Below are 20,985 nucleotides of genomic sequence, written 5' to 3' on the forward strand. Positions count from 1 at the left end.
TCCACGATCCACGCCGTCATGTCGGCCTCACTCGATCACGTTGCCGCGCAGCAGGTACTTGCAGAAGGCCACCGTCGACAGGAAGCCGACCATGGCGAAGAGCAGGGCCGCCTCGAAGAAGATGGTGACCCCGAACCAGATGCCGAGCACGACGACGAGGCCGATCGCATTGATGACCATGGTGTCGAGCGCCAGCACGCGGTCGAGCGCGTGGGGGCCGACGGCGAGGCGGTAGAGGTTGAGGAGGAGGGCGAGGGAAATCGCCGCGAGGGCGATCAGACAGGCCGTCGCGATCATGCGAAAATCTCCATGAGACGTCGTTCGTAGCGCTGTTTGATGGCGGTCACCGTGGCCTCGGGATCGTCGGTCTCCAGGCAATGGACGAGGATGGCGGTGCCGTCGGCCGACAGGTCGGCGCTGACCGTGCCCGGCGTCATGGTGATGGTGCCGGCGAGAATGGTGATGGCCTCCGGATTGGTGAGGTCCAACGGAACGCGAATGAACTGCGAGCGCAGGCTGTCGCCGCGGCGAAACAGGATGAGCCAGGCGACCTGGATGTTGGAGACGACGATGTCCCACAGCACGACCAGGGCGAAGTCGACGATCCGCCAGGGCTTGCGGAACCGCGGCCGGTCCGGCCAATAGGCCTGGGTCAGCAGCGGCACGGCGAGGCCGAGGGCGAGGCCGAGAACGGCGTTTCCGAGGGAGACGCTATTGGCGAGCGCCATCCACACGCCGGTGATGACGAGCGTGAGGGCCGGCTGCGGCAGGAGGCGCGTGCCCATCAAGGCCTCCCTGCGGCGGCGGTGGCCGCGGGGCCGAGCACCGCACGCACATAGGCGCCGGTGTCGAGGGTCTGCGCCGCCGTCAGGCCCATCTCGCGCCGCACCGGGCCGGCCAGGGCGGTGAGCGCCACCGTGGCGCCGAGAAGGATCGTCAGGACCGCGACCGGCAGCGGCTGCAGCCGCGGCGGTGCCGGGACGCGTGCGCGCGCGGGTCGCTCATACGAGGCGTGCGAGGACGACGCCTGGCTCGGCATCCCCTCCCCCGTCGTGCCCTGCCCCGGCGCAACAGGCGCGGACGCGCCCTGCTTCGCCGCAGCCTCGCCGGGCGCCACCCCGGCGGGGAGTTCCGGTGCGTCGGCCGTCGAGGATACCGCGTGCGGCGCCGGTGTCGCCATCCCGGGTGTCACGGCCGCGTCGGCTGTCGAGGATGCCGCGTGCGGCGCCGGTGTCGCGATCGCGTGTGTCACGGCCGCGTCGGCTGTCGAGGATGCCGCGTGCGGCGCCGGTGTCGCGATCGCGGGTGTCACGGCCGCGTCGGCTGTCGAGGATGCCGCGTGCGGCGCGGCCGCCGGGCCCGCGGGCGCCGCGCCCCTGGCCGGCTTCCAGAACACCACGCTGCCGGCGCGGGCGAAGGCGAGGATCGCCACGAGGCTCGTCGCCAGGATCATGCCCCAGATCCAGACGGCCGCGGTGCTGCCGCGGCTCGCCTCCATGATCATCAGCTTGCCGAGGAAGCCGGAGAGCGGCGGCAGGCCGGCCATGGCGACGGCGGTGGCGAAGAACAGGCCGGCCAGCAGCGCCGGATGGGCGAGCGGCGCCGGCACCAGCCGGTCCTCCGCTGTCCCGCGCTGCGGCACGAGCATGTCGACGAGGAGGAACAGGCTCGCGCCCGCCAGCGTCGAGTGCAGGACGTAGTAGAGCCCGGCGCCGATGCCCCCGGTGTCGAACAGGCCGAAGGCGACGAGCAGCGAGCCCATCGACCAGACGACGGCGAAACAGGCGAGGCCGAGGAGGCTGCGCGCCGCCAGCATGCCGATCGCCCCCACCGCGAGGGTCGCCAGCGCCGCCGGCAGCATCCAGGGCGTGACGATGCCGGCGAGCGCCCCGGCATCGGCCCCGAAGATCAGCGTATAGACCCTCAGGATCGTGTAGGCGCCGACCTTGGTCATGATCATGAACAGGGCCGCCGAGAGGCCCGGTGCCGCCGCATAGGCGGTGGGCAGCCAGCCGTGCAGCGGCGCCACCGAGGCCTTCAGCGCGAAGACGAGGAACAGCATCACGGCGCCGACCCCGAGCAGCGCCGTGTCTCCCGCCGGCACCGCGGCCACCTTGCGCGCGAGGTCCGCCATGTTGAGCGTGCCGGTCACCGCATAGATGGTGCCGACGGCGAAGAGGAACAGCGTCGAGCCGATGAGGTTCACCGTGACATAGCGGAAGCCCGCCTTCAGCCGCCGCGCCCCGCCGCCATGCAGCATCAGCCCGTAGGAGGCGATCAGCATCACCTCGAAGAAGACGAAGAGGTTGAACACGTCGCCGGTCAGGAAGGCGCCGTTGACGCCCAGCACCTGGAACTGGAAGAGCGGATGGAAGTGCCGGCCGCGCAGGTCCCATCCGGCCGTGGCATAGACCACGATGGCCAGCGCCAGCACGGCGAAGAGCAGCACCATGGTCGCCGACAGCCGGTCGAGGATGAGCACGATGCCGTAGGGCGCCGGCCAGGCGCCGACGAGATAGGGCCGCACCGTGCCGTCCTGCGCCAGCCCATAGAGGCCGACGGCGACCGCCAGCAGGGCGGCGGCCGCGGCGATGGAGATCACCCTCTGGGCGGCGAGATTGTGGCGGCTGGCGAGGATCAGAAGCGGCGCCACCACGGCCGGCAGAACCAGGGGAACGACGATCCAGTGGGTCATGGCTGTCTGCATCACGGCCGCGCCAGGTCTGTCGTCACCGTCGCGTCCTCACCCGCGACGGCCGAGGGATCGCCCTCGACCGAATCCGAGCCGGTCTCCAGGAAGCCGCGCAGCGCCAGCACCACCACCAGAGCGGTCATGCCGAAGGAGATGACGATGGCGGTGAGCACGAGGGCCTGCGGCAGCGGATCGGCATAGCCGGCCGCCCCGCTCGCATAAATCGGCGGGCGGTTGATGGTCAGGCGGCCGGTGGCGAAGAGGAACAGGTTCACCGCATAGGAGAGGAACACGGTGCCGATGATCACCGGGAAGGTCTGGCGCCGCAGCACCAGATAGACGCCGACGGCAGTCAGAAGTCCAATGCCGGATGCGACGAGAACTTCCATGTCAGACCTCCCCCCGCGCGCCGGCCGCAGCGCCCCGCCCGGGCGCCGACAGCCTGATGTCCACCGGCCCCTCCGGCACGGGGCTGCGCTCGGCGCGCGCCTCGATGCGCGAGATCTGGGCGAGCGCCAGCAGCACCGTGCCCACCACCGCGAGGAACACGCCGGTGTCGAAGGCCATGGCGGTGGCGAGTTCCACCTCGCCGATCAGCGGAATGTGGAAATAGCCGAAGGAACTGGTCAGGAAAGGCCGGCCGAAGAGGAGCGAGCCGAGGCCCGTCAGACCGGCGATCACCACGCCGGCGCCCACCAGCGTGTGGGCGTCGAAACGCGCCCGCTGGTGGCTCCAGGCATAGCCGCTGGCCATGTATTGCATGATGTAGGCGATGGCGATCACCAGTCCGGCGATGAAGCCGCCGCCGGGCTGGTTGTGGCCCCGCAGGAAGATGAACACGCCCACCGTGAAGGCCAGCGGCAGCATGGCCCGTGTCGCCACCACCAGGATCAGCGGGTGGGCCTCGGCCGATTCCAGCCCCTGCCGCATGGCGGCGAGGCGCCGCGCCGCCGGCCCGCGCAGGGCGGTGTCGAGCAGCGCGAAGATGGCGAGCGCGGCGATCCCCAGCACGATGATCTCGCCGAAGGTGTCGAAGCCGCGGAAATCGACGAGGATGACGTTGACCACGTTGGTGCCGCCGCCGCCGGGCTTCGCCTGGGCGATGTGATAGTCGGAAATGGTGGTGAAGTCGCGCGTCAGGATGGCGAAGGCGAGCGCGGCGACGCCGGCCCCGGCCGCCACCGCGATCGCGCCGTCGCGCACCTTGCGGCGCGTCTCGGTCTCCGCCGGCGTCGTCTTGGGCAGGAGGTTGAGGGCAAGCAGCAGCAAGATGGTCGAGACCACCTCGACCGAGATCTGGGTCAGCGCCAGGTCGGGCGCCGAGAACTGGATGAAGGCGAGCGAGACGATGAGCCCGACGACGCTGGTCAGGATCAGCGTCAGCAGCCGGTTGCCGTGTTTCAGCACCACGACAACCGATGCGGCGATCAGCGCCGCCCAGGCGACGAGGGCGACGAGATGGACGGGCAGCATGGCGCGCCCGCCGGCTCCGTGCTCGCCGCGGGCGAAGGCCCAGAGGGCGACGACCAGAACCGACACCGCGACGATGGCCAGGGTCCGGGGCAAGGATTCGACATTGGCGCGGCGCGTGAACCAGCGGGACGCGAAGACCGCCGCGGCCACGACGGCGTCGAACAGCCCCTTCGCCTCCGGCCGCGGCCAGGGCGCGCGCCAGCGCGCCAGAAGCCCATGGCCGCGGAAGGCGACGAGCCCTCCGACGACCGCCGCGACGCTCATGAACAGCGCCGGCGTCAGGCCGTGCCAGAGCGACAGCGAGTAGTAGGGCAGCGGCGCCGCGCCGATGACCGCCTGGGCGGTGCGCGCCACGATCGGCCCGGCGATCAGCGCCGGCAGCAGGCCGATGGCGACGACCAGCACGACCAGCAGCGCCACCGGCAGCCACATCCCGATGCCGGGATCGTGGGGGTGGTGGGGATAGTCGTGGCGCACCGGGCCGGCGAAGGTGCCGACCGCGAGCCGCACCGAATAGGCGACCGAGACGAGCGCCGCGAGAGTGGCTCCCACCGGGACCAGCCAGCCGAGGCCGCCCAGCGGCCCGGACGCGGCCGCCTCCAGCATCATCTCCTTGGACAGGAAGCCGTTGAGCGGCGGCAGCCCGGCCATCGAGGCGGAGGCGATGCCGGCCAGCACCGCCGTCACCGGCATCAGTTTCGCGAGGCCGCCGAGTCGTCGGATGTCGCGCGTGCCGGCCTCGTGGTCGACGATGCCGGCGGCCATGAAGAGCGCCGCCTTGAAGGTCGCGTGATTGAGGATGTGGAAGACGCAGGCCACCGCCGCATAGGGGGTGCCGAAGCCGAGCAGCATCACCATCAGGCCGAGATGGCTGACGGTGGAATAGGCGAGGATGGCCTTCAGGTCGTCCTTGAACAGGGCGATCCAGGCGCCCACCAGCATGGTGACGAGGCCGACCGGGGCGACGACGGCGACCCACAATTCGGTGCCGGCGAGCACCGGCCACAGCCGCGCCAGCAGGAAGACGCCGGCCTTCACCATGGTCGCCGAGTGCAGATAGGCCGAGACCGGCGTGGGCGCCGCCATGGCGTGCGGCAGCCAGAAGTGGAAGGGGAACTGGGCCGACTTGGTGAAGGCGCCGGCGAGCACCAGGGCGAGGATCAGCGGATAGAGGGGCGAGGCCTTGATCACCTCGCCGCGCGTCAGGAGCACACTGAGCTCGTAGGAGCCGCCGACATGGCCGAGCACCAGCATGCCCGCGGTGAGGAGGAGCCCTCCCCCGCCGGTGACCACCAGCGCCATGCGGGCGCCCTGCCGGCCGGCCGCCGCATGGCTCCAGAAGCCGATCAGGAGGAAGGACGAGAGGCTCGTCAGCTCCCAGAAGATCAGCATGAGGAGAATGTTGTCGGACAGGACGATGCCGACCATCGCGCCCTGGAAGAGCAGCAGATAGGCGTAGAAGCGGCCGATCGAATCCTGCCGGCTCAGATAGTAGCGCGCATAGACGATGATCAGCGCGCCGATGGCGAGGATCATCGTGGCAAAGAACAGGCCGAGCCCGTCGGCGAAGACGCGGAAGGAGAGGCCGATCTCCGGCACCCAGGCGGTGCCGGCAAGCACCGTTTCGCCGCGATAGACCGCCGGCGCATCCACCAGCATCAGGGCGAGGCTGGTGAGCGTGACGGCGAGCGTCACGGCCATGGCCGTGTCGCGGCCGGAGCGGGCGACGAGGGGCGGCAGCAGGGCCCCGAAGAGGGGAATGAGCGGCACGAGGATGAGGTTCATCGGGCCTGCTCCGGCGGAGCCCCGGCCTTACGATCGATCTGTTCAGCCCCCATCCGGCCCGCCGCTCCCTCTCTTTCCCGATCCGCGGCCTCGCCCGGACGGGCGCGGCGCGGACGTCCGCGCGCCGGCCCCCCGGCGCATGAACGGCCTGATTGCCACAAGGGGCCCCCGGGGGTCGTTGTGGCAATTGGCTGCATGGGGCGATCCGCCGCCTTCAGCGACGCTTTTCGATCGCCTCCCAGACGGTCGCCGCGATGTCCGGTCCGCCCAGCCGGCGGATGGCGCGGATGCCCGTCGGCGCGGTCACGTTGATCTCGGTGAGATTGCCGCCGATCACGTCGATGCCGGCGAGGATGATGCCCTGTGCCTTCAAATCCGGCCCGATCGTCTCGCAGATCTCGCGCTCGCGGTCGCTGAGCTGTGTCGTCTCCGCCGCGCCGCCGCGCACCATGTTGGAGCGCAGGTCGTCCGCGGCCGGCACCCGGTTGACAGCGCCGGCGAAGACGCCGTCGACGAGGATGATGCGCTTGTCGCCGTCGCGCACGGCCGGCAGGTAATGCTGGATCACCCAGGGCTCGCGAGTCAGCGCGGCGAAGGTGTCGAGGAAGGAGCCGAAATTCTCGTCGCCCTCGCGGATGCGGAACACGCCGGCGCCGCCATGGCCGTAGAGCGGCTTCATGACGATGTCGCCCATCTCCTTGCGGAAGGCGCGGATCTCGTCGAAGTCGCGCGTCACCAGCGTCTTCGGCATGAGCTGCGGGAACCGCGTGACGAAGATCTTCTCCGGCGCGTTGCGCACGCTGGTCGGATCGTTCACCACCAGCGTCTTCGGATGGACGCGCTCGAGGAAATGCGTCGCGGTGATGTAGTGCAGGTCGAAGGGCGGATCCTGCCGCATGAGGATCACGTCGAACGTATCGAGGCCGACGCGCGCGCCTTCGCCGAGGGTGAAGTGGTCGCCCTCGACGTCGCGCACCTCAAGCGGATAGGCGAGCGCCGAGGGCACGCCGTCGCGCATCGCCAGGCTGTCGGGGTGGTAATAGAAGACCTCGTGGCCGCGCCGCTGCGCCTCCAGCATCAGGGCGAAGCCGGAATCGCCCCGGATCTTGATCGATTCCATCGGGTCGGTCTGGACGGCGACCTTGAGGCTCATCGGGCATTCCTTTCAGACATCGGCGTCGAACGCCCCCTGTATATGGCGCGGCCAGCCGCCGTGCGATACCAGCATGAGGTCGTAGCGCCGCTCTCCGCCCGCATGGCGGGGATGCCGCGCCAGGAATACCTCGGCCGCGCGGGTGATGCGGCGCCGCTGCCCCGCCGACAGGGCCTGCGTGGCGAGGTCGAGCGAGCCCCGCGCCTTGACCTCGACGAAGACGACCGTGTCGCCGCGCCTGGCTACGATGTCGATTTCGGCGCCCGGTGCCCGCCAGCGCCTGGCGAGGATGCGGTAGCCTTTGGCGAGAAGCAGGACGAGGGCGGCCGTCTCGGCGATGCGCCCGCGGCCCCAGGCGGCCGAGCGCCGCGGATCGGCCTCCCGCCTCACCCCTCCTCCTTCGCCAGCAGCAGCGCCCGCTGGTAGAGGTCGCGTCGGGGCAGGCCGGTGGCCGACGCCACCGCCGCCGCGGCGTCCTTCACCGATTTCTCGGCCAGCGCCGCGCGCAGCAGGGCCTCGATATCCGTCTCCGCCGGCGGCGGCGCCTCGCCCGGTGGCCCGACCACCAGCACGATCTCCCCCTTCGGGTCAGCCTCGCCGGCATAGGCGTCGGCCAGGGCCGCGAGCGAGCCGCGCCGCACCTCCTCGTGCAGCTTGGTGAGCTCCCGGCACACCGCCGCCGGTCTGTCGCCGAGCACCGCCGCGAGATCGACCAGCGACGCGGCGAGGCGCGGTCCCGTCTCGAAGAAGACCAGCGATCCCGGCACCGCGGCGAGCGCGCTCGCCCGGGCCCGGCGCCCCGTCGTCTTCGGCGGCAGGAAGCCGGCGAAGAAGAAGGCGTCGGTCGGCAGCCCCGCCACCACCAGCGCCGCCATGACGGCGGAGGGCCCCGGAACGGGAACGACGCGGTGGCCGGCCTCGCGCGCCGCCTCCACCAGCTTGAAGCCGGGATCGGAGACGAGCGGCGTTCCCGCGTCCGAAACCAGCGCCACCGATTCGCCGGCGGCGAGCCGCTCGAGCAGCTTCGGGCGCATCTCCGCGGCATTGTGCTCGTGATAGGGGACGAGTTTGGCGGTCAGGCCGAAATGGTCGACGAGCCGGCGGGTCACGCGGCTGTCCTCGCAGGCGACGAGCGACGCCGCCGCCAGCGTCTCAACGGCCCGCACTGTCATGTCGCGCAGATTGCCGATGGGCGTCGCGACCACGTGCAGGCCCGGCTCCAGCGGCCGGGCGAGAAAGCGTGTCCCGCCGAGGACATAGTGCCGGTCGGGCGGCTTCGGCGCGGGAATATCGGTCATGGGCAGGTCTCTTTCGGCGACCATAGGCGCTGGTCCCGTCCCGCGTCCATGCCCGCCGCCATAGGCCTCGCAGGCCCGCCTGTTGCCGGAGAGCCACGCAAAAGCCGCCCTTGTGGTTTGACCTCGGCCCTCGCTCACGGCTATTCCGGTGCACAGGGCGGGCATCCAGGGCATGTGGAGGCGATCGGACATGGCGGAAGCGGCGACACGGCGCGGTGAACTCGCGCGCGGCACGACCCTGCGCGGCCTTCTGGTCGGCGCGGCGGCCCTGGCCCTGGCGGCCTGTTCGGGCGCCGCCATCCAGGGCCCCGGCCCATCGGCCGGTCCTGCTCCGACGGCTCCCGCCGCACCGGGCTCCACCATCGGCACCGGCTCCGTGAAGGTCGCCCTGCTGCTGCCGCTGTCGGCGGGCGGCGCCGCCGGCAACACCGCCACCGTCCTGCGCAACGCCGCGGAGATGGCGGTCGCGGAGTTCCAGGGCCCCGACATCACCATTCTCGTCAAGGACGACGGCGGCACCGCCGCCGGCGCCCAGGCGGCGGCTCAGGCTGCCATCCAGGAAGGCGCCGAGCTCATCCTCGGCCCGCTGCTCGCCGAATCCGTCCGCGGTGCGGCGGCGGTGGCCCGCCCCGCCGGCAAGCCGATGATCGCCTATTCCACCGACACCAGCGTCGCCACCCGCGGCGTCTATCTCATGAGCTTCACGCCGCAGAACACGGTGGACCGCATCGTCCAGCACGCCACCCAGGCGGGCAAGCGCTCCTATGCCGCCTTCATCCCCGACTCGGCCTTCGGCCAGGTGGTGCAGGGCGCCTTCCAGGAGGCCGTCAGCCGCGCCGGCGGCCGCGTGGTCGCCATCGAGAAGTTCCCGCTCGAGGCCAGCGGCATCGGCGCCGCGGCCTCGCGCCTCTCCGGCATCGCCGGCCAGATCGACGCGATCTTCGTCCCCGATCCCTATGATGGCGCGGCGATCCAGGCGCTCTCCACCGCCGGCATCGACACCCGCCGCGTCCAGGTTCTCGGCGTCGGCCCCTGGGTCGGCAACACCGCCGCCGCCCGCGCCGCGCCGACGGCCCTCTATGCCGCGCCCGACGAGGCGGGTTTCCGCTCCTTCTCCGAGCGCTATCGCGCCCGTTTCGGCCAGGACCCGGCGCGCATCGCCTCGCTTACCTACGACTCGGTCTCGCTGATCGCCGCCCTGGTGCGCACCCAGGGCTCGCAGCGCTTCTCCGAAACCATCCTCACCAACTCTTCGGGCTTCAACGGCGTCGACGGCCTCTTCCGCTTCCGCGCCGACGGCACGCCGCAGCGCGGCCTCGCCGTCATCCAGGCCGGCGGCCGCGTCGTCAGCCCGGCTCCGCGCACCTTCTCCGGCGGCTCGTGACGGCAGGCGTCCCGCCAAACTCATGACGGAAAAGGCCGGCGCGAAGCCGGCCTTTTTCTGTGTCGGCGGCGAGGCGCCTTCACCCGAGGGTGAGCTTCACCGCGACGCCGAGCGCCGCCATCACCGCGATCAGCGGCAGCAGGCCGAGCTTCAGGCGGAAGGCGAGGACGAAGGCGATGACGGCGAGGGCCGCCGCCTTCCAGTCGAGCGCCAGGGGATCGAAGGTCGGCACCCGCACCGGGCCGAAGGCGAAGCTGCCGACCGCGCCGAAGAACACGTGCAGGCCGAACCAGATGGCGAGATAGAGGATGACACCGACCACCGCCGCGGTGATGCCCTTGAGGGCGCCGGCGAGCAGGCGGTTGTGCCTGAGGTCCTCGACGAAGGGCGCGCCTGCGAAGATGAACAGGAAGGACGGCGCGAAGGTCACCCATGTCGTCACCGCCGCGCCGAGAATGGCCGCAACCATCGGCGAGAAGGGATCGGGCGCGCGGAAAGCGGCGAGGAAGCCGACGAACTGCGTCACCAGGATCGTCGGTCCGGGCTTGGTCTCGGCGAGGCCGAGGCCGTCGGCCATTTCCACCGCCGTGACCCAGCCCTTCTGCTCGACCGCCGCCTGGGCGAGCCAGACCAGCAGCGCATAGGCGCCGCCGAAGGTGACGACGGCGAGCTGCGAGAAGAAGATGCCGATCTGGGTGAGGATGTGCCCCGGCCCGAGAAGCAGCGCGGCGAGCGCGACCGGCGCCCACCAGACCGCCCCCCAGACGAGCGTGTTGCCGAGGAGCGCCGCATAGCGGCCGGGCGCCGGCCTCGCCGGGGGGGCCGCCTCCTCGGGCGGCGGCAGCAGCAGCGCGCCGAGCCCCGCCGCGGCGAGGACGATCAGCGGATAGGGCACCTGGAAGAGCAGGATGGCGAAGAGCGAGCCTGCCATGATCGCCTTCAGCACCGGCGCGTCGCCCACCCGCTTCGCCATCTTGATCACGGCCTGGACGACGATGACCAGCACGGCCGCCTTGATGCCGAAGAAGATGCCGTCGACCACCGGCAGGCCGCGGGCGGTGACGTAGAGCATCGACATGGCGAGGACGATGAGAGCCCCCGGCAGGACGAAGAGCAGCCCCGCCGTCAGGCCGCCGCGCACCCCGTGCAGCAGCCAGCCGATATAGGTGGCGAGTTGCTGGGCCTCGGGCCCCGGCAGCAGCGTGCAGTAGTTCAGCGCATGAAGGAAGCGCTTCTCGTCGAGCCATTTCTTCTCCTCGACGATGATCGTGTGCAGCATGGCGATCTGCCCCGCCGCCCCGCCGAAGGAGAGAAGGCCGACCCGCACCCAGACGGCGAGCGCTTCGGCGAAAGGCACGGCGACGGGCCGGTCCGTGGCGGTCGGGTCGAGGGCGGTCATGAGCGATGTGTCCAGTTGTGGGTTTCCGTGCGAGCACCCGTCACCCAAGCGTAAAGCCCATCGAGCATGACGAACCCATGACGAAGCATGGCGGCATCGTCGTCACCCGACAACACCGACAGGCCGAGCGAGACGGCAAGGAAGCCCGCCGCCTGCGGGCTGGAGCCGAGGTCGCCGGTATCGGCGGCGCGAATGATCGTCGCCATGGACTGCAAGGGCGGAAACCCGTCGAGCCCCACGGCATCGAGAAGCGTGTCGAAGGAACAGCGATCTCCGTCATGCTCGATCGGCGCCCCGGGCGTGTCGAAGGCGATCCCGGCGGACTCCTTCGCGACCGCCAGCACCTGGTCCGGCTCGACGAAGAAAATGACGGCGCCGGGATCGATGAAACGGCGGATCAGCCAGGGGCATGCGACCCGGTCGATCTTCGGACGACGCCGCGTCACCCATGTTCGGCCATAGCCTCCCCAGACATCGGCGGCCTGGCGGGGCACCATGGGATACCCGGCCGCGGCATAGGCCATCGACCCGCCTTCGAGGACCCTGGCGGCGATACCGATCGCCCGAAGCTCGGCGGCGGCGCGCTGGCTGCGGTTGTGCCCGGCCTTGCAGGCCACGACCACGGCGCGCGACGGATCGATCATCTGCGCGATGGCCGCGCCCGACGGATCGTCGGACCACCGTGATGCCGGCAGATCGGGCTGCACGGCACGGATCTCGGCTGCCCGGACGTCGATGACCTGCGGCCATGAGGGACCGCCGAGCAAAGCCGCGAGTTCATCCGGTCCGATGAAGAATGATGGTGCCGACATAGCAGGACCTCCCACCGCGGATGCGGTCTGGAGGCGGTGCTTGGGCCGCCGCAGCAGCCTCGCGGGGCGACCGCCGTCGGCCCCGTCTGTTCTGTGTAGGGCCGAGGTGGCACGTCGCGCAAGCCCTCCGCACGGCTCCCATGCGGGTGGGAGGAGACGCTGGCCGCTCAAATCGGCTAGTGCTCCTCGGATGGCAACAGATGGACAGATGGCGCCCCCTGCGGGCGACGAGGCCGCGGCGGAAAACCGGGCCGCCGCCGCCGCCCGGGCGCGCCTCAAGGGCATCGGCCTCATGTGCGCGGCGCTCGCCTGTTTCGCCTGCCTCGACGCGCTCGCCAAATGGCTCGGCACGCAGATGGACCCGATGCAGGTGGTGTGGGCCCGCTACACGGCGGCCCTGGCGATGATCCTCATCATCTTCAATCCCATCCGCAATCCCGGTGTCTTCGTCACCCGTCGCCCGTGGATCCAGGCGATCCGGTCGGCGCTGCTGTTCGGGTCGACGGCCTTCAACTTCATCGCGCTGCAATATCTGCAGCTCGACCAGACCGTCTCCATCATGTTCGCGACGCCCTTCATCGTCGCCATCCTGTCGGGCCCCTTCCTGGGCGAGTGGATCGGCATGCGCCGCTGGATCGCCGTCATCGTCGGTTTCCTCGGCGTGCTGGTGGTCACCCGCCCCTGGAGCGCCGACCTGCACTGGGCCATGCTGCTCACCTTCGCCGGCACCTGGGTCTACGCGCTCTACAACATCCTGACCCGCATGCTGGCCGGCCATGATTCCGCAGCCACCACATCCATCTATTCCGTCGCCTTCGGCGCCGCGGTGGCGACCATTCTCGTGCCCTTCATCTGGACGACACCGCCGACGCTGGGCGCGGTCGCCGGCATGATCGCCATCGGCGCCTTCGGCGCTTTCGGCCACTGGCTGCTCATCGTCGCCCACGGCTATGCGCCGCCGGGTATCCTCGCGCCCTTCATCTACACGCAGATCGTCTGGATGACGGCCCTCGGCTGGCTCGTCTTCGCCCAGGTGCCCGCGGCCAACACCCTCGCCGGCGCCGCCATCGTCATCGCATCCGGGCTCTATCTCCTCTACCGCGAGCGGGTCGTCGCCCGCGGCGGGCGCTGACCTGACCCTGCGTCAATACGCCGCATAGGGCCTTACCCCCGCGCAACGGACACTGCCCCGACGTCGGGCTCCGCGCCCGGTGAATTCGGTCGAGCGAGCCGCGGGGGATGGCGGTCATGCGGACGGACACGGACAGGTGCGGCGACCTCTTCATCGTGGATGACGATGCCCCGGTGCGCGAGGGTCTTTCCATCGTCTTCGAACAGGCCGGCTATCGCGTCGCCGCTTTCGCCGATGCAGCCTCGCTGTTCATCGCCATGCAGCAGCGCCACCCCGACGCCATCCTTCTCGACGTCTGCCTGCCCGGCGTCGGCGGCGTGGAGGTTCTGCGCCAGATCTCGCTCCGCCGCTTCGAGGGGCCCGTGGTGATGATGTCCGGCCGCGCCGACATTCCCATGGCCGTGGCGGTGATCCGGGCGGGCGCGGCCGACCTGGTGGAAAAGCCGGTCGACGCCGAACACATCCTCCGGCACGTGGGTGACGCCCTTGCCGGACACGCCCGCCGCGCGGCGGAGCGGGCCGATCCCGTCTCGGCCCTCGGCCCGGGCGGGGCGAGCCTGCTGACCCCGCGCGAGCGCGACGTTCTGCAGGAACTGGTGCGCGGCGCCTCCAACAAGGAAGCCGGCCGCAGCCTCGGCATCAGTCCGCGCACCATCGAGGTGCACCGCGCCCGCATCATGGAAAAGCTCGGCGCCCGCAACGCCGCCGACCTCGTCCGCGTCATCTACGACGAGCGTCGCCACGACGCCCGCTGAAAACCGACAGGCGCGGCCCTCCGCGCCTGGCTGCGAGTGCCTGATCCCACCACCGGCGCGGCTGCCGCGGCGAGGGTCCCGCGGCGGCGGACTCCCGTCGCGCCATGGCCGGCGAGAGGACCCCCATGGCGCAGGAGCCCGTCATCTATGCCCGCCTCCAGGGCGACGTCCTCGAGGTGGTGACCGACCGGCTGACCCTGCGCAGCGAAACGGGGACGCTGGTCGCCATCGAGGACCATGTCCGCCAGCTCTTCGCGTGCGTGGCGGAGATCCGCGTCATGACGCTCGACGAGGCGCCATGGTCGCTGGCGCAGCATGTCATCGCCCCGCCGCTCCAGCGGGCGGCCTGAGCCCTCGCTTGACGAAAAGTGCGGATTTTCGCGCTGTTCATTGCTTTTCACATCCCAAATCAGGCATTTGGTTACACTTGTCCGCCTATAGTGCGGAGAGAACGGGTTCCGCTGTCGTCTGCGCGGACCGGTACCGTCGCACCCGCGCCGATCGACGCCGCCGAAAGGGCGAACATGGCTGACACGCTCGTCAACGAGACCAGTGCCTTCATCGAGCAGCTCGGACGCCTGGGCATCGAGAAGGACAGCGAGAAGCGCCTCGCCCTGCTGCGGGGGGTGGCGGATCTCTATCTGTCCCGCACCGTCAGCCCCACCCTGGCGGAGGAATATCTCTTCTCCGAGATCGCCAACGCGGTGCTGCGCAAGCTGCAGCCCCACCAGCGGCCGCAGGTCAGCACCGCCCTCTGCGACAGCGAGCGCGTGCCGCACAGCCTGGCGCTGGCACTCGCCTCCGACTCCGACATCGAGGTCGCCCGCCCCGTCCTGTCCCGCTCGCCCGTGCTGACCGAAGGCGACATCGTCGCCCTCGCCCAGGCGAGCAGCGACGAGCACCTTCAGGCGATCGCCACCCGCGCGAGCCTGACGGCGCGGGTCACCGACGTTCTGATCGACCGCGGCAGCAACACCGTGCTGCGCACCGTGTCCGGCAATGCCGGTGCCGAGTTTTCCGAGCAGGGCATGCTCAGCCTCGTCACCCGCGCCCGCGAGGACGATGAGCTCAGTCTCGCCCTCGCCGACCGCGGCGATCTCTCCCCCGCGGTCCTGGAACAGCTCAACGGGCTGATCTGCGCCCGCGTCTCCGCCGAGGCGGAAGGAGACGACACCTCCGGCACGGTCGCCAGCCTGCGGGCCCGCGCCCAGGCGCTGATCACCGAGGAGCTGCGCAAGCGCAAGGCCAATATCGGGAGCACCGAACGGGTGATCGCCGCCGTCGAGGCGGGCTCCATGACCCTCGACGACGGCCTCGGCCCGCTGCTCGCCGGTGGCCGGCTCCTCGACCTGTCGCAGGTCCTGGCGCATTTCCTGCGCTTCGACCGCAACTTCGTCTTCCAGCAGATGGCCGCGGGCGAGATCAACACCATCGTTCTCGCCTTCCGGGCCCTGAACATCGCCTATCCCCACCTGGAAGCGACCCTCGCCCTTCGCGCCCGCAAGAGGCGCAGCGGTCAGGCCGGCGAGACCACCGTCACCCGCCAGGACTACGAGGCCATCAACCCCGCCGACGCCCAGCGCGCCATGCGCTTCCTCAAGGTCCGGATGACGGTCGGCCGCCAGGCCCCCACGGAGAACGCCGCCTGACACACGGCATGATGGCCAGAACCGCCGCGTCTGGTTAGAAGAGCGTCAGGAGGCCCCCCTCCCATCCGACGTGACAGAGGCGCTCTTCCGCATGTTTCCGAAGCCGCTGGCCAGCCTGAAGCCCAACACCGCCGCCTACGAATCCCTGCCCATGGTGAAGCCGACGGGCTTCCGCGAATACGACGCCCGCTGGTTTTTCGGCGAGGAGCTGAACCTGATGGGCGTGCAGGCCGTCGGAATGGGCCTCGGCACCCTGATCGGCCGCATGGGCGTGACGCGCGAGATCGTCGTCGGCCACGATTTCCGCGGCTATTCCGCCTCCATCAAGATGGCGCTGGTCACCGGCCTGATGGCGGCGGGCTGCAAGGTGCACGACATTGGCCTCGCCATGTCGCCCATGGCCTATTTCGCCCAGTTCGAACTCGACGTGCCCTGCGTCGCCATGGTGACCGCCAGCCACAACGACAACGGCTGGACCGGCGTGAAGATGGGCGCCCAGCGTCCCGTCACCTTCGGCCCCGACGAGATGGGCGCGCTGAAGACGATCGTGCTGGGCGCCGATTTCGACCTCGTCGGCGGCGGCTCCTATCGTTTCGTCGAGGATTTCGCCGCCCGCTACATCCGCGACCTCACCACCCGCCCGAAGGTGACCCGCAAGCTGAAGGTTGTCGCCGCCTGCGGCAACGGCACCGCCGGCGCCTTCGCGCCGCAGATCCTCGAGGCGCTCGGCGTCGAGGTGGTCCCGCTCGACGCCGAGCTCGACCATTCCTTCCCCCGGTACAATCCCAACCCCGAGGACATGAAGATGCTCCACGCCATGGCGGTGGCGGTGAAGGAGCACGGCGCCGACGTCGGCCTAGGCTTCGACGGCGACGGCGACCGCTGCGGCGTGGTCGACAACCACGGCGAGGAGATCTTCGCCGACAAGATCGGCGTCATGCTCGCCCGCGACCTCTGCAAGGTGCACGGCCCCTCACAATTCGTCGTCGACGTGAAGTCGACCGGCCTCTTCGACGCCGACCCGGAGCTCAAGCGTCTCGGCGCCAGGACCGACTACTGGAAGACGGGCCACTCCTACATCAAGCGCCGGGTCCGCGACCTCAACGCCCTCGCCGGCTTCGAGAAGTCCGGCCACTTCTTTTTCAACGCGCCGGTCGGGCGCGGCTACGACGACGGTCTCGTCACCGCCATCGCCGTCATCGACATGCTCGACCGCAACCCGGCCAAGTCCATGGCGGAGCTCTATGCCGAGGTGCCGAAGACCTGGGGCTCGCCCACCATGTCGCCGAAATGCGCCGACGAAGTGAAGTACGAGGTGGTCGAGCGGGTGGTGAAGCGCTTCGAGGCGATGAAGGCGGCGGGCGACACCGTCGCGGGCGCGCCGATCACCTCGCTGGTCACCGTCAACGGCGTGCGTGTCGGCACGCCCGACGGCACCTGGGGTCTCGTTCGCGCCTCGTCGAACAAGCCCGAACTGGTCGTGGTGGTGGAGAGCCCGGTCTCCGAGCAGCGCATGCGCGACATGTTCGCAGCGGTCGACACGGTGCTGCGCGAGAACCCGGAAGTCGGTGCCTACAACCAGACGATCTGACGGCGGCGCGACGGTACATCTTCACCACCCGTTAACCATGGCGTGACAGCTTGTTGCGGAGAGCGAGGGGGCCTTCCGTGAAGCTTGTGTCCGTCAGCCAGAACATGCAGCGCCCGAACGGCCTGTCGGAGCTGGAAATCCTGCGCACCGTCACCACGGGCTTCGCCGCCTTCGGCAATGCCGTGCGGGCCAGCGCCATCTCGGACGCGCAGAAGTCCCGGGTGCTCGCCGAACTCGCCGACGCCTCCAACCGCATGATGGACGCCACCAACGCCTATCTCTTCGCCCTCGGCGAGGCCCACAAGGCCATGGACGCCAAGGCCGCGAACGCGCCGCAGCTGAAGATAGCCGACTAAGGGCGACCACGCGTCACCGTCCCGTCGTCGAGACGTCATCGCGCCGTCGGCCAGCTGCGGCACGAGGTCGTCTCACGCCGGTCCCGCCGATTCGGGTAGGGTCCGGACGAGGGACTTCCGATGCTCGATCCCGTTGCCCGGACCAGCAACAGCCTTGCCAGCCACTTCCGCCCCTCGGCCTGGGCCGACCAGGGACGCAAGATCATCCCCATGATGCGCGCCTATGGCGGCCTCTCCCCCCGCGCCGGCGCCGTGGCCCTGCCGCGCACGCTCGGCCGCATCGGCAGCCTGGAGGTCCGGCTCGCCGCCAACGCGGCCGAGGTCCGCCGCGCCCAGCGGCTGCGCTGGCACGTCTTCTACGAGGAGATGAAGGCCATCGCCGACGGCCCCTCCCGCCTCGCCCGCCGCGACATCGACGCCTTCGACGCCATCTGCGACCACCTCGTCGTCATCGACCACGCGGTCACCGAGCGGCCGCCCTTCGGCGCCCCGCGGCCCGCCATCGTCGGCACCTACCGCCTGCTGCGGCAGGAGGTGGCCGATCGCAACGGCGGCTTCTACACCGCCAGCGAGTTCGACATCTCCGGCCTCCTGGAGCGTCACCGCGGCAAGCGCTTTCTCGAGCTCGGCCGCTCCTGCGTCCTGCCCGCCTATCGCAACAAGCGCACGGTCGAGCTGCTGTGGCACGGCATCTGGACCTATGTCCTCGCCCACCGGGTCGACGTCATGTTCGGCTGCGCCAGCCTCGAGGGCACCGATCCGCGCGCCCTGTCGCTGGAACTCTCCTTCCTCCATCATCACGCCGGCGCCCCGGCCGCCTGGGCCGCCCGCGCCCTGCCCTCCCGCCACGTCGAGATGGGGCGCCTGTCGCGCGAGGCCGTGGACGGCCGGAAGGCGCTCCACGCCCTGCCGCCGCTGGTGAAGGGCTATCTGCGCCTCGGCGCCTATATCGGCGAGGGCGCGGTGGTGGATCGCCAGTTCAACACCACCGACGTGCTGGTCGTCCTGCCGGTGAGCGCCATCAACCCGCGCTACATCGGCCATTTCGGCGCCACCGCCGACCGCCACGCCGCCTGACCGGGGTTGCCGGGCCTGCCGTGCGGCGGAGTTAACTCCGCCCGCGCCGGTGCTATCGTTCCGCAAAAGACGGAACGGAAACGCCTGCCATGCCCGATACCCTCGGACCCCGCCTCGCCGCCGACGGCGCCATGATCCCCGCGCCCATGTCCCGGCGGGTGATGAACCTTGCCGACCTGCTGCACGGCACCGCCCGGCGCCTGGCCGACCGGCCGGGGCTCGTCTGGCGCGACCGCACCTGGACCTGGGGCGAGATGGCGGCGCGGGTGGACGCGGCGGCGGTGGCGCTGCGCGCCCGCGGTATCGGCAAGGGCGACCGCGTCGTCTGCCAGGCGCGCAACGGCAACGCCATGTTCGAGGCCATGTTCGCGGTCTGGACGATCGGCGCCATCTGGGTGCCGACCAATTTCCGCAACACCCATCAGGAGGTCGCCTATATCGCCGCGGCGGCGCGGGCCAAGGCGCTGATCTGCGAGGCCATCTTCGAGGGCCACGCGGCCGCCGTGGCCGAGAGCGACCCCGACCTCGCCCTCACCATCTCCATCGGCGAGGCGGCCTTCGCCGCCGTCGACTGGGAGGAGCTGATCGCCGAGGGCGAGCGGCATGGGTCCCCCGGCCCGGTGGCGGCCGTCGACTACGACGATCCCTGCTGGTTCTTCTTCACCTCAGGGACCACGGGCCGCCCCAAGGCCGCCGTCCTCACCCACGGCCAGATGGGCTTCGTGGTGACGAACCATCTCGCCGACCTCGTGCCCGGCACCACCGAGCACGACGCCTCGCTGGTCGTCGCCCCGCTCTCCCACGGCGCCGGCATCCACCAGCTCACCCAGGTCGCGCGCGGCGCCCGCACCATCCTCCTGTCGAGCGAACGGCTCGACTGCGAGGAGGCGTTCCGGCTGATCGAGGAGCACCGGGTCACCAACATGTTCACGGTGCCCACCATCCTCACCATGCTCGCCGGTCACGAGGCCGCCGACCGCCACGACCACACCAGCCTCAAGCACGTCATCTATGCCGGCTCGCCCATGTACCGCGCCGACCAGCAGATGGCGCTGACGCGCCTCGGCAAGTGCATCGTGCAGTATTTCGGGCTCGGCGAAGTCACCGGCAACATCACCGTCTTCCCCACGCGCGAGCACGACATCGACGACGCCGTGCAGGGCCGCATCGGCACCTGCGGCTTCCCGCGCACCGCCATGGACGTGCGCATCCTCGACGAGGCCGGCCTCGAACTCGCGCCCTTCCAGACGGGGGAGATCTGCGTCGCGGGCCCGGCCGTCTTCGCCGGCTATTTCGACAATCCGGAGGCCAACGCCAAGTCGTTCCGCAACGGCTTCTTCCGCACCGGCGACCTCGGCCACAAGGACAAGGAGGGCTATGTCTACATCACGGGACGGGCCTCCGACATGTACATTTCCGGTGGCTCCAACGTCTATCCGCGCGAGATCGAGGAGGTGATCCTCACCCATCCCGCGGTGGCCGAGGTGGCGGTGCTCGGCGTCCCCGACCGGCGCTGGGGCGAGGCCGGCGTCGCGGTGCTGGTGGAGCGGCCGGGCGCCAGCGTCGCCGAGGGCGACATCCTCAGGCATCTCGACGGCAAGCTCTCCCGCTACAAGATGCCCCGCCAGGTCTTCGTCTGGGAGGAACTGCCGAAGTCGGGCTACGGCAAGGTGCCGAAGAAGCTCATCCGCGAGATGCTGATCGAGAGGGGCGAGGTCGCCGCGGAGGGGTGAGGCGGCGGGAAACGGCGGCGCCCCCCGAGGGCAAGTGCGTCGGCAACGCGCGGAACCTAGTGCTCCGGGGGCAGCGTCCTCATCACCTTCTCGAACTGGAACGCATCACCGTCCCCCGGCAGGTCGTCCGCCTCGTCCGCTTCATGGGGGTTCGGGTGGCGCTTGTTGAAGAACTCGACGATCCTGAAACCGCACTTGTTGACGTAGAAGTGGATGTTTCGCTTCTCGAAATAGGGCGTGTGCGTCTGCCACGTGATCGTATCGGGGTAGCGGCGCTCGATGGCGCGCCATGCCTCCAGCCCGATCCCGAGGCCGTGCTCCCCCACGTTCACGAAGAAGAGGTCGAGCGAGTTGTGATGGTTGTCGTTGATCGTGACGACGGCTCCACCGACCTTGCGCCCGTCGCGAAGGATCCGCAGCACCTCGGCTCCGGGGGCGCTGATGGCGCCGTCGAGGACTTCGTCCGACGGAATCGGCCCGTCCGGCAGGTCTCCGTACTCGTCCACGACGGCCAGGGCGAAGGCTGCCTGGAGCTCCGTCTTGAACGCCGCGATATCGTCGTCCTGAATGTCCGCGAGAGAGATCAATTCGCAACCCGTAAGTGGTGAGGGCGAGGCCCGTCTGAGCCGATTATCGGGTCGGACGGAGTGCGTCCACCGCCGTCTTGCGGCGGGCACCGGATGGCGCTTTGCTGCC

At 70.2% G+C, this 20,985-nt stretch carries 20 protein-coding genes; 9 read left to right on the forward strand and 11 right to left on the reverse strand.

What is annotated here, in order from left to right; translation table 11 throughout:
- Window positions 1–27: 27 nt before the first annotated feature.
- The 8 genes from C6569_RS14355 to rsmI all read right to left on the reverse strand — a co-directional run bounded on the left by C6569_RS14355 (window position 28) and on the right by rsmI (window position 8,401).
- On the reverse strand, window positions 28–297 hold the full coding sequence (locus C6569_RS14355) for a K+/H+ antiporter subunit F (protein ID WP_106749493.1): 270 nt from the start codon (window positions 295–297) through the stop codon (window positions 28–30).
- Entirely contained in the window at window positions 294–785 is a 492-nt protein-coding gene (locus tag C6569_RS14360) for a Na+/H+ antiporter subunit E (RefSeq protein ID WP_106749494.1), read from the reverse strand. The genes C6569_RS14355 and C6569_RS14360 overlap by 4 nt, the downstream gene beginning before the upstream one ends.
- Window positions 785–2,695 (reverse strand): monovalent cation/H+ antiporter subunit D, encoded by a 1,911-nt coding sequence (locus C6569_RS14365; RefSeq protein WP_342750231.1) that lies wholly within the window; start codon window positions 2,693–2,695, stop codon window positions 785–787. Before C6569_RS14365 ends, C6569_RS14360 begins: the two co-directional genes overlap by 1 nt.
- An 11-nt stretch (window positions 2,696–2,706) precedes the next feature.
- The gene (locus C6569_RS14370) at window positions 2,707–3,081 is read right to left on the reverse strand and encodes a Na+/H+ antiporter subunit C (RefSeq protein WP_106749495.1); all 375 of its coding nucleotides are present in this window, start codon (window positions 3,079–3,081) and stop codon (window positions 2,707–2,709) included.
- A 1-nt stretch (window position 3,082) separates the two neighbouring features.
- On the reverse strand, window positions 3,083–5,950 hold the full coding sequence (locus tag C6569_RS14375) for a monovalent cation/H+ antiporter subunit A (protein WP_106749496.1): 2,868 nt from the start codon (window positions 5,948–5,950) through the stop codon (window positions 3,083–3,085).
- Between the two features lie 214 nt (window positions 5,951–6,164).
- Window positions 6,165–7,103 carry a glutathione synthase gene (gshB, locus tag C6569_RS14380; RefSeq protein WP_106749497.1) on the reverse strand — a complete coding sequence of 313 codons (939 nt, stop codon included), beginning with the start codon at window positions 7,101–7,103 and terminating at the stop codon, window positions 6,165–6,167.
- A gap of 12 nt (window positions 7,104–7,115) precedes the next feature.
- Window positions 7,116–7,493, reverse strand: a complete 378-nt coding sequence (locus C6569_RS14385; protein ID WP_106749498.1) for a YraN family protein — start codon at window positions 7,491–7,493, stop codon at window positions 7,116–7,118.
- Complete coding sequence (gene rsmI, locus C6569_RS14390) at window positions 7,490–8,401, reverse strand: 16S rRNA (cytidine(1402)-2'-O)-methyltransferase (RefSeq protein WP_181313758.1); 912 nt, start codon at window positions 8,399–8,401, stop codon at window positions 7,490–7,492. The genes C6569_RS14385 and rsmI overlap by 4 nt, the downstream gene beginning before the upstream one ends.
- Before the next feature lie 172 nt (window positions 8,402–8,573).
- Between rsmI and C6569_RS14395 the strand changes: the two genes are divergently transcribed.
- A complete protein-coding gene (locus tag C6569_RS14395) occupies window positions 8,574–9,785 on the forward strand; it encodes a penicillin-binding protein activator (RefSeq protein ID WP_245898108.1) in 1,212 nt (403 codons plus the stop codon).
- A 79-nt stretch (window positions 9,786–9,864) separates the two neighbouring features.
- Here C6569_RS14395 and chrA read toward each other — a convergent pair whose 3' ends face one another.
- Window positions 9,865–11,184, reverse strand: a complete 1,320-nt coding sequence (chrA, locus tag C6569_RS14400; RefSeq protein ID WP_106749501.1) for a chromate efflux transporter — start codon at window positions 11,182–11,184, stop codon at window positions 9,865–9,867.
- Complete coding sequence (locus C6569_RS14405; RefSeq protein WP_106749502.1) at window positions 11,181–11,996, reverse strand: chromate resistance protein ChrB domain-containing protein; 816 nt, start codon at window positions 11,994–11,996, stop codon at window positions 11,181–11,183. Before C6569_RS14405 ends, chrA begins: the two co-directional genes overlap by 4 nt.
- Before the next feature lie 208 nt (window positions 11,997–12,204).
- Here C6569_RS14405 and C6569_RS14410 point away from each other — a divergent pair, with 208 nt between their 5' ends.
- The 8 genes from C6569_RS14410 (at window position 12,205) to C6569_RS14445 (ending at window position 20,289) form a co-directional block, all read left to right on the forward strand.
- Complete coding sequence (locus C6569_RS14410; protein WP_245898109.1) at window positions 12,205–13,128, forward strand: DMT family transporter; 924 nt, start codon at window positions 12,205–12,207, stop codon at window positions 13,126–13,128.
- Between the two features lie 116 nt (window positions 13,129–13,244).
- The gene (locus C6569_RS14415; protein WP_106751052.1) at window positions 13,245–13,883 is read left to right on the forward strand and encodes a response regulator transcription factor; all 639 of its coding nucleotides are present in this window, start codon (window positions 13,245–13,247) and stop codon (window positions 13,881–13,883) included.
- A gap of 125 nt (window positions 13,884–14,008) precedes the next feature.
- A complete protein-coding gene (locus C6569_RS14420; protein ID WP_106749504.1) occupies window positions 14,009–14,233 on the forward strand; it encodes a hypothetical protein in 225 nt (74 codons plus the stop codon).
- Between the two features lie 174 nt (window positions 14,234–14,407).
- Complete coding sequence (locus C6569_RS14425; RefSeq protein WP_106749505.1) at window positions 14,408–15,532, forward strand: DUF2336 domain-containing protein; 1,125 nt, start codon at window positions 14,408–14,410, stop codon at window positions 15,530–15,532.
- A gap of 91 nt (window positions 15,533–15,623) precedes the next feature.
- Window positions 15,624–17,123: a phosphomannomutase/phosphoglucomutase gene (locus tag C6569_RS14430; RefSeq protein WP_106751053.1), complete on the forward strand. Its 1,500-nt coding sequence runs from the start codon at window positions 15,624–15,626 to the stop codon at window positions 17,121–17,123.
- A 77-nt stretch (window positions 17,124–17,200) separates the two neighbouring features.
- The gene (locus tag C6569_RS14435; protein WP_146144812.1) at window positions 17,201–17,479 is read left to right on the forward strand and encodes a hypothetical protein; all 279 of its coding nucleotides are present in this window, start codon (window positions 17,201–17,203) and stop codon (window positions 17,477–17,479) included.
- 210 nt (window positions 17,480–17,689) lie between these two features.
- Window positions 17,690–18,556: a l-ornithine N(alpha)-acyltransferase gene (olsB, locus tag C6569_RS14440; RefSeq protein ID WP_245898346.1), complete on the forward strand. Its 867-nt coding sequence runs from the start codon at window positions 17,690–17,692 to the stop codon at window positions 18,554–18,556.
- An 89-nt stretch (window positions 18,557–18,645) separates the two neighbouring features.
- Window positions 18,646–20,289: an acyl-CoA synthetase gene (locus tag C6569_RS14445; protein WP_245898110.1), complete on the forward strand. Its 1,644-nt coding sequence runs from the start codon at window positions 18,646–18,648 to the stop codon at window positions 20,287–20,289.
- 56 nt (window positions 20,290–20,345) lie between these two features.
- On the opposite strand, the gene C6569_RS14450 is transcribed toward C6569_RS14445, so the two are convergent.
- Window positions 20,346–20,876 carry a GNAT family N-acetyltransferase gene (locus C6569_RS14450; protein ID WP_106749508.1) on the reverse strand — a complete coding sequence of 177 codons (531 nt, stop codon included), beginning with the start codon at window positions 20,874–20,876 and terminating at the stop codon, window positions 20,346–20,348.
- Between the last annotated feature and the right edge of the window lie 109 nt (window positions 20,877–20,985).

The organism is Phreatobacter cathodiphilus, assembly GCF_003008515.1.
In the GTDB taxonomy this organism is placed as follows: Bacteria; Pseudomonadota; Alphaproteobacteria; order Rhizobiales; family Phreatobacteraceae; genus Phreatobacter; species Phreatobacter cathodiphilus.

Excerpts from the sequence above, each read along its gene's own strand:
- C6569_RS14425 (WP_106749505.1), top strand. The coding sequence starts at position 14,408 with ATGGCTGACACGCTCGTCAACGAGACCAGTGCCTTCATCGAGCAGCTC.
- olsB (WP_245898346.1), top strand. The coding sequence starts at position 17,690 with ATGATGCGCGCCTATGGCGGCCTCTCCCCCCGCGCCGGCGCCGTGGCC.
- C6569_RS14370 (WP_106749495.1), bottom strand. The coding sequence starts at position 3,081 with ATGGAAGTTCTCGTCGCATCCGGCATTGGACTTCTGACTGCCGTCGGC.
- rsmI (WP_181313758.1), bottom strand. The coding sequence starts at position 8,401 with ATGACCGATATTCCCGCGCCGAAGCCGCCCGACCGGCACTATGTCCTC.
- C6569_RS14395 (WP_245898108.1), top strand. The coding sequence starts at position 8,574 with ATGTGGAGGCGATCGGACATGGCGGAAGCGGCGACACGGCGCGGTGAA.
- C6569_RS14355 (WP_106749493.1), bottom strand. The coding sequence starts at position 297 with ATGATCGCGACGGCCTGTCTGATCGCCCTCGCGGCGATTTCCCTCGCC.
- C6569_RS14360 (WP_106749494.1), bottom strand. The coding sequence starts at position 785 with ATGGGCACGCGCCTCCTGCCGCAGCCGGCCCTCACGCTCGTCATCACC.
- C6569_RS14410 (WP_245898109.1), top strand. The coding sequence starts at position 12,205 with ATGGCGCCCCCTGCGGGCGACGAGGCCGCGGCGGAAAACCGGGCCGCC.
- C6569_RS14415 (WP_106751052.1), top strand. The coding sequence starts at position 13,245 with ATGCGGACGGACACGGACAGGTGCGGCGACCTCTTCATCGTGGATGAC.
- C6569_RS14445 (WP_245898110.1), top strand. The coding sequence starts at position 18,646 with ATGCCCGATACCCTCGGACCCCGCCTCGCCGCCGACGGCGCCATGATC.
- C6569_RS14405 (WP_106749502.1), bottom strand. The coding sequence starts at position 11,996 with ATGTCGGCACCATCATTCTTCATCGGACCGGATGAACTCGCGGCTTTG.
- chrA (WP_106749501.1), bottom strand. The coding sequence starts at position 11,184 with ATGACCGCCCTCGACCCGACCGCCACGGACCGGCCCGTCGCCGTGCCT.
- C6569_RS14430 (WP_106751053.1), top strand. The coding sequence starts at position 15,624 with ATGTTTCCGAAGCCGCTGGCCAGCCTGAAGCCCAACACCGCCGCCTAC.
- gshB (WP_106749497.1), bottom strand. The coding sequence starts at position 7,103 with ATGAGCCTCAAGGTCGCCGTCCAGACCGACCCGATGGAATCGATCAAG.
- C6569_RS14365 (WP_342750231.1), bottom strand. The coding sequence starts at position 2,695 with ATGACCCACTGGATCGTCGTTCCCCTGGTTCTGCCGGCCGTGGTGGCG.
- C6569_RS14375 (WP_106749496.1), bottom strand. The coding sequence starts at position 5,950 with ATGAACCTCATCCTCGTGCCGCTCATTCCCCTCTTCGGGGCCCTGCTG.
- C6569_RS14420 (WP_106749504.1), top strand. The coding sequence starts at position 14,009 with ATGGCGCAGGAGCCCGTCATCTATGCCCGCCTCCAGGGCGACGTCCTC.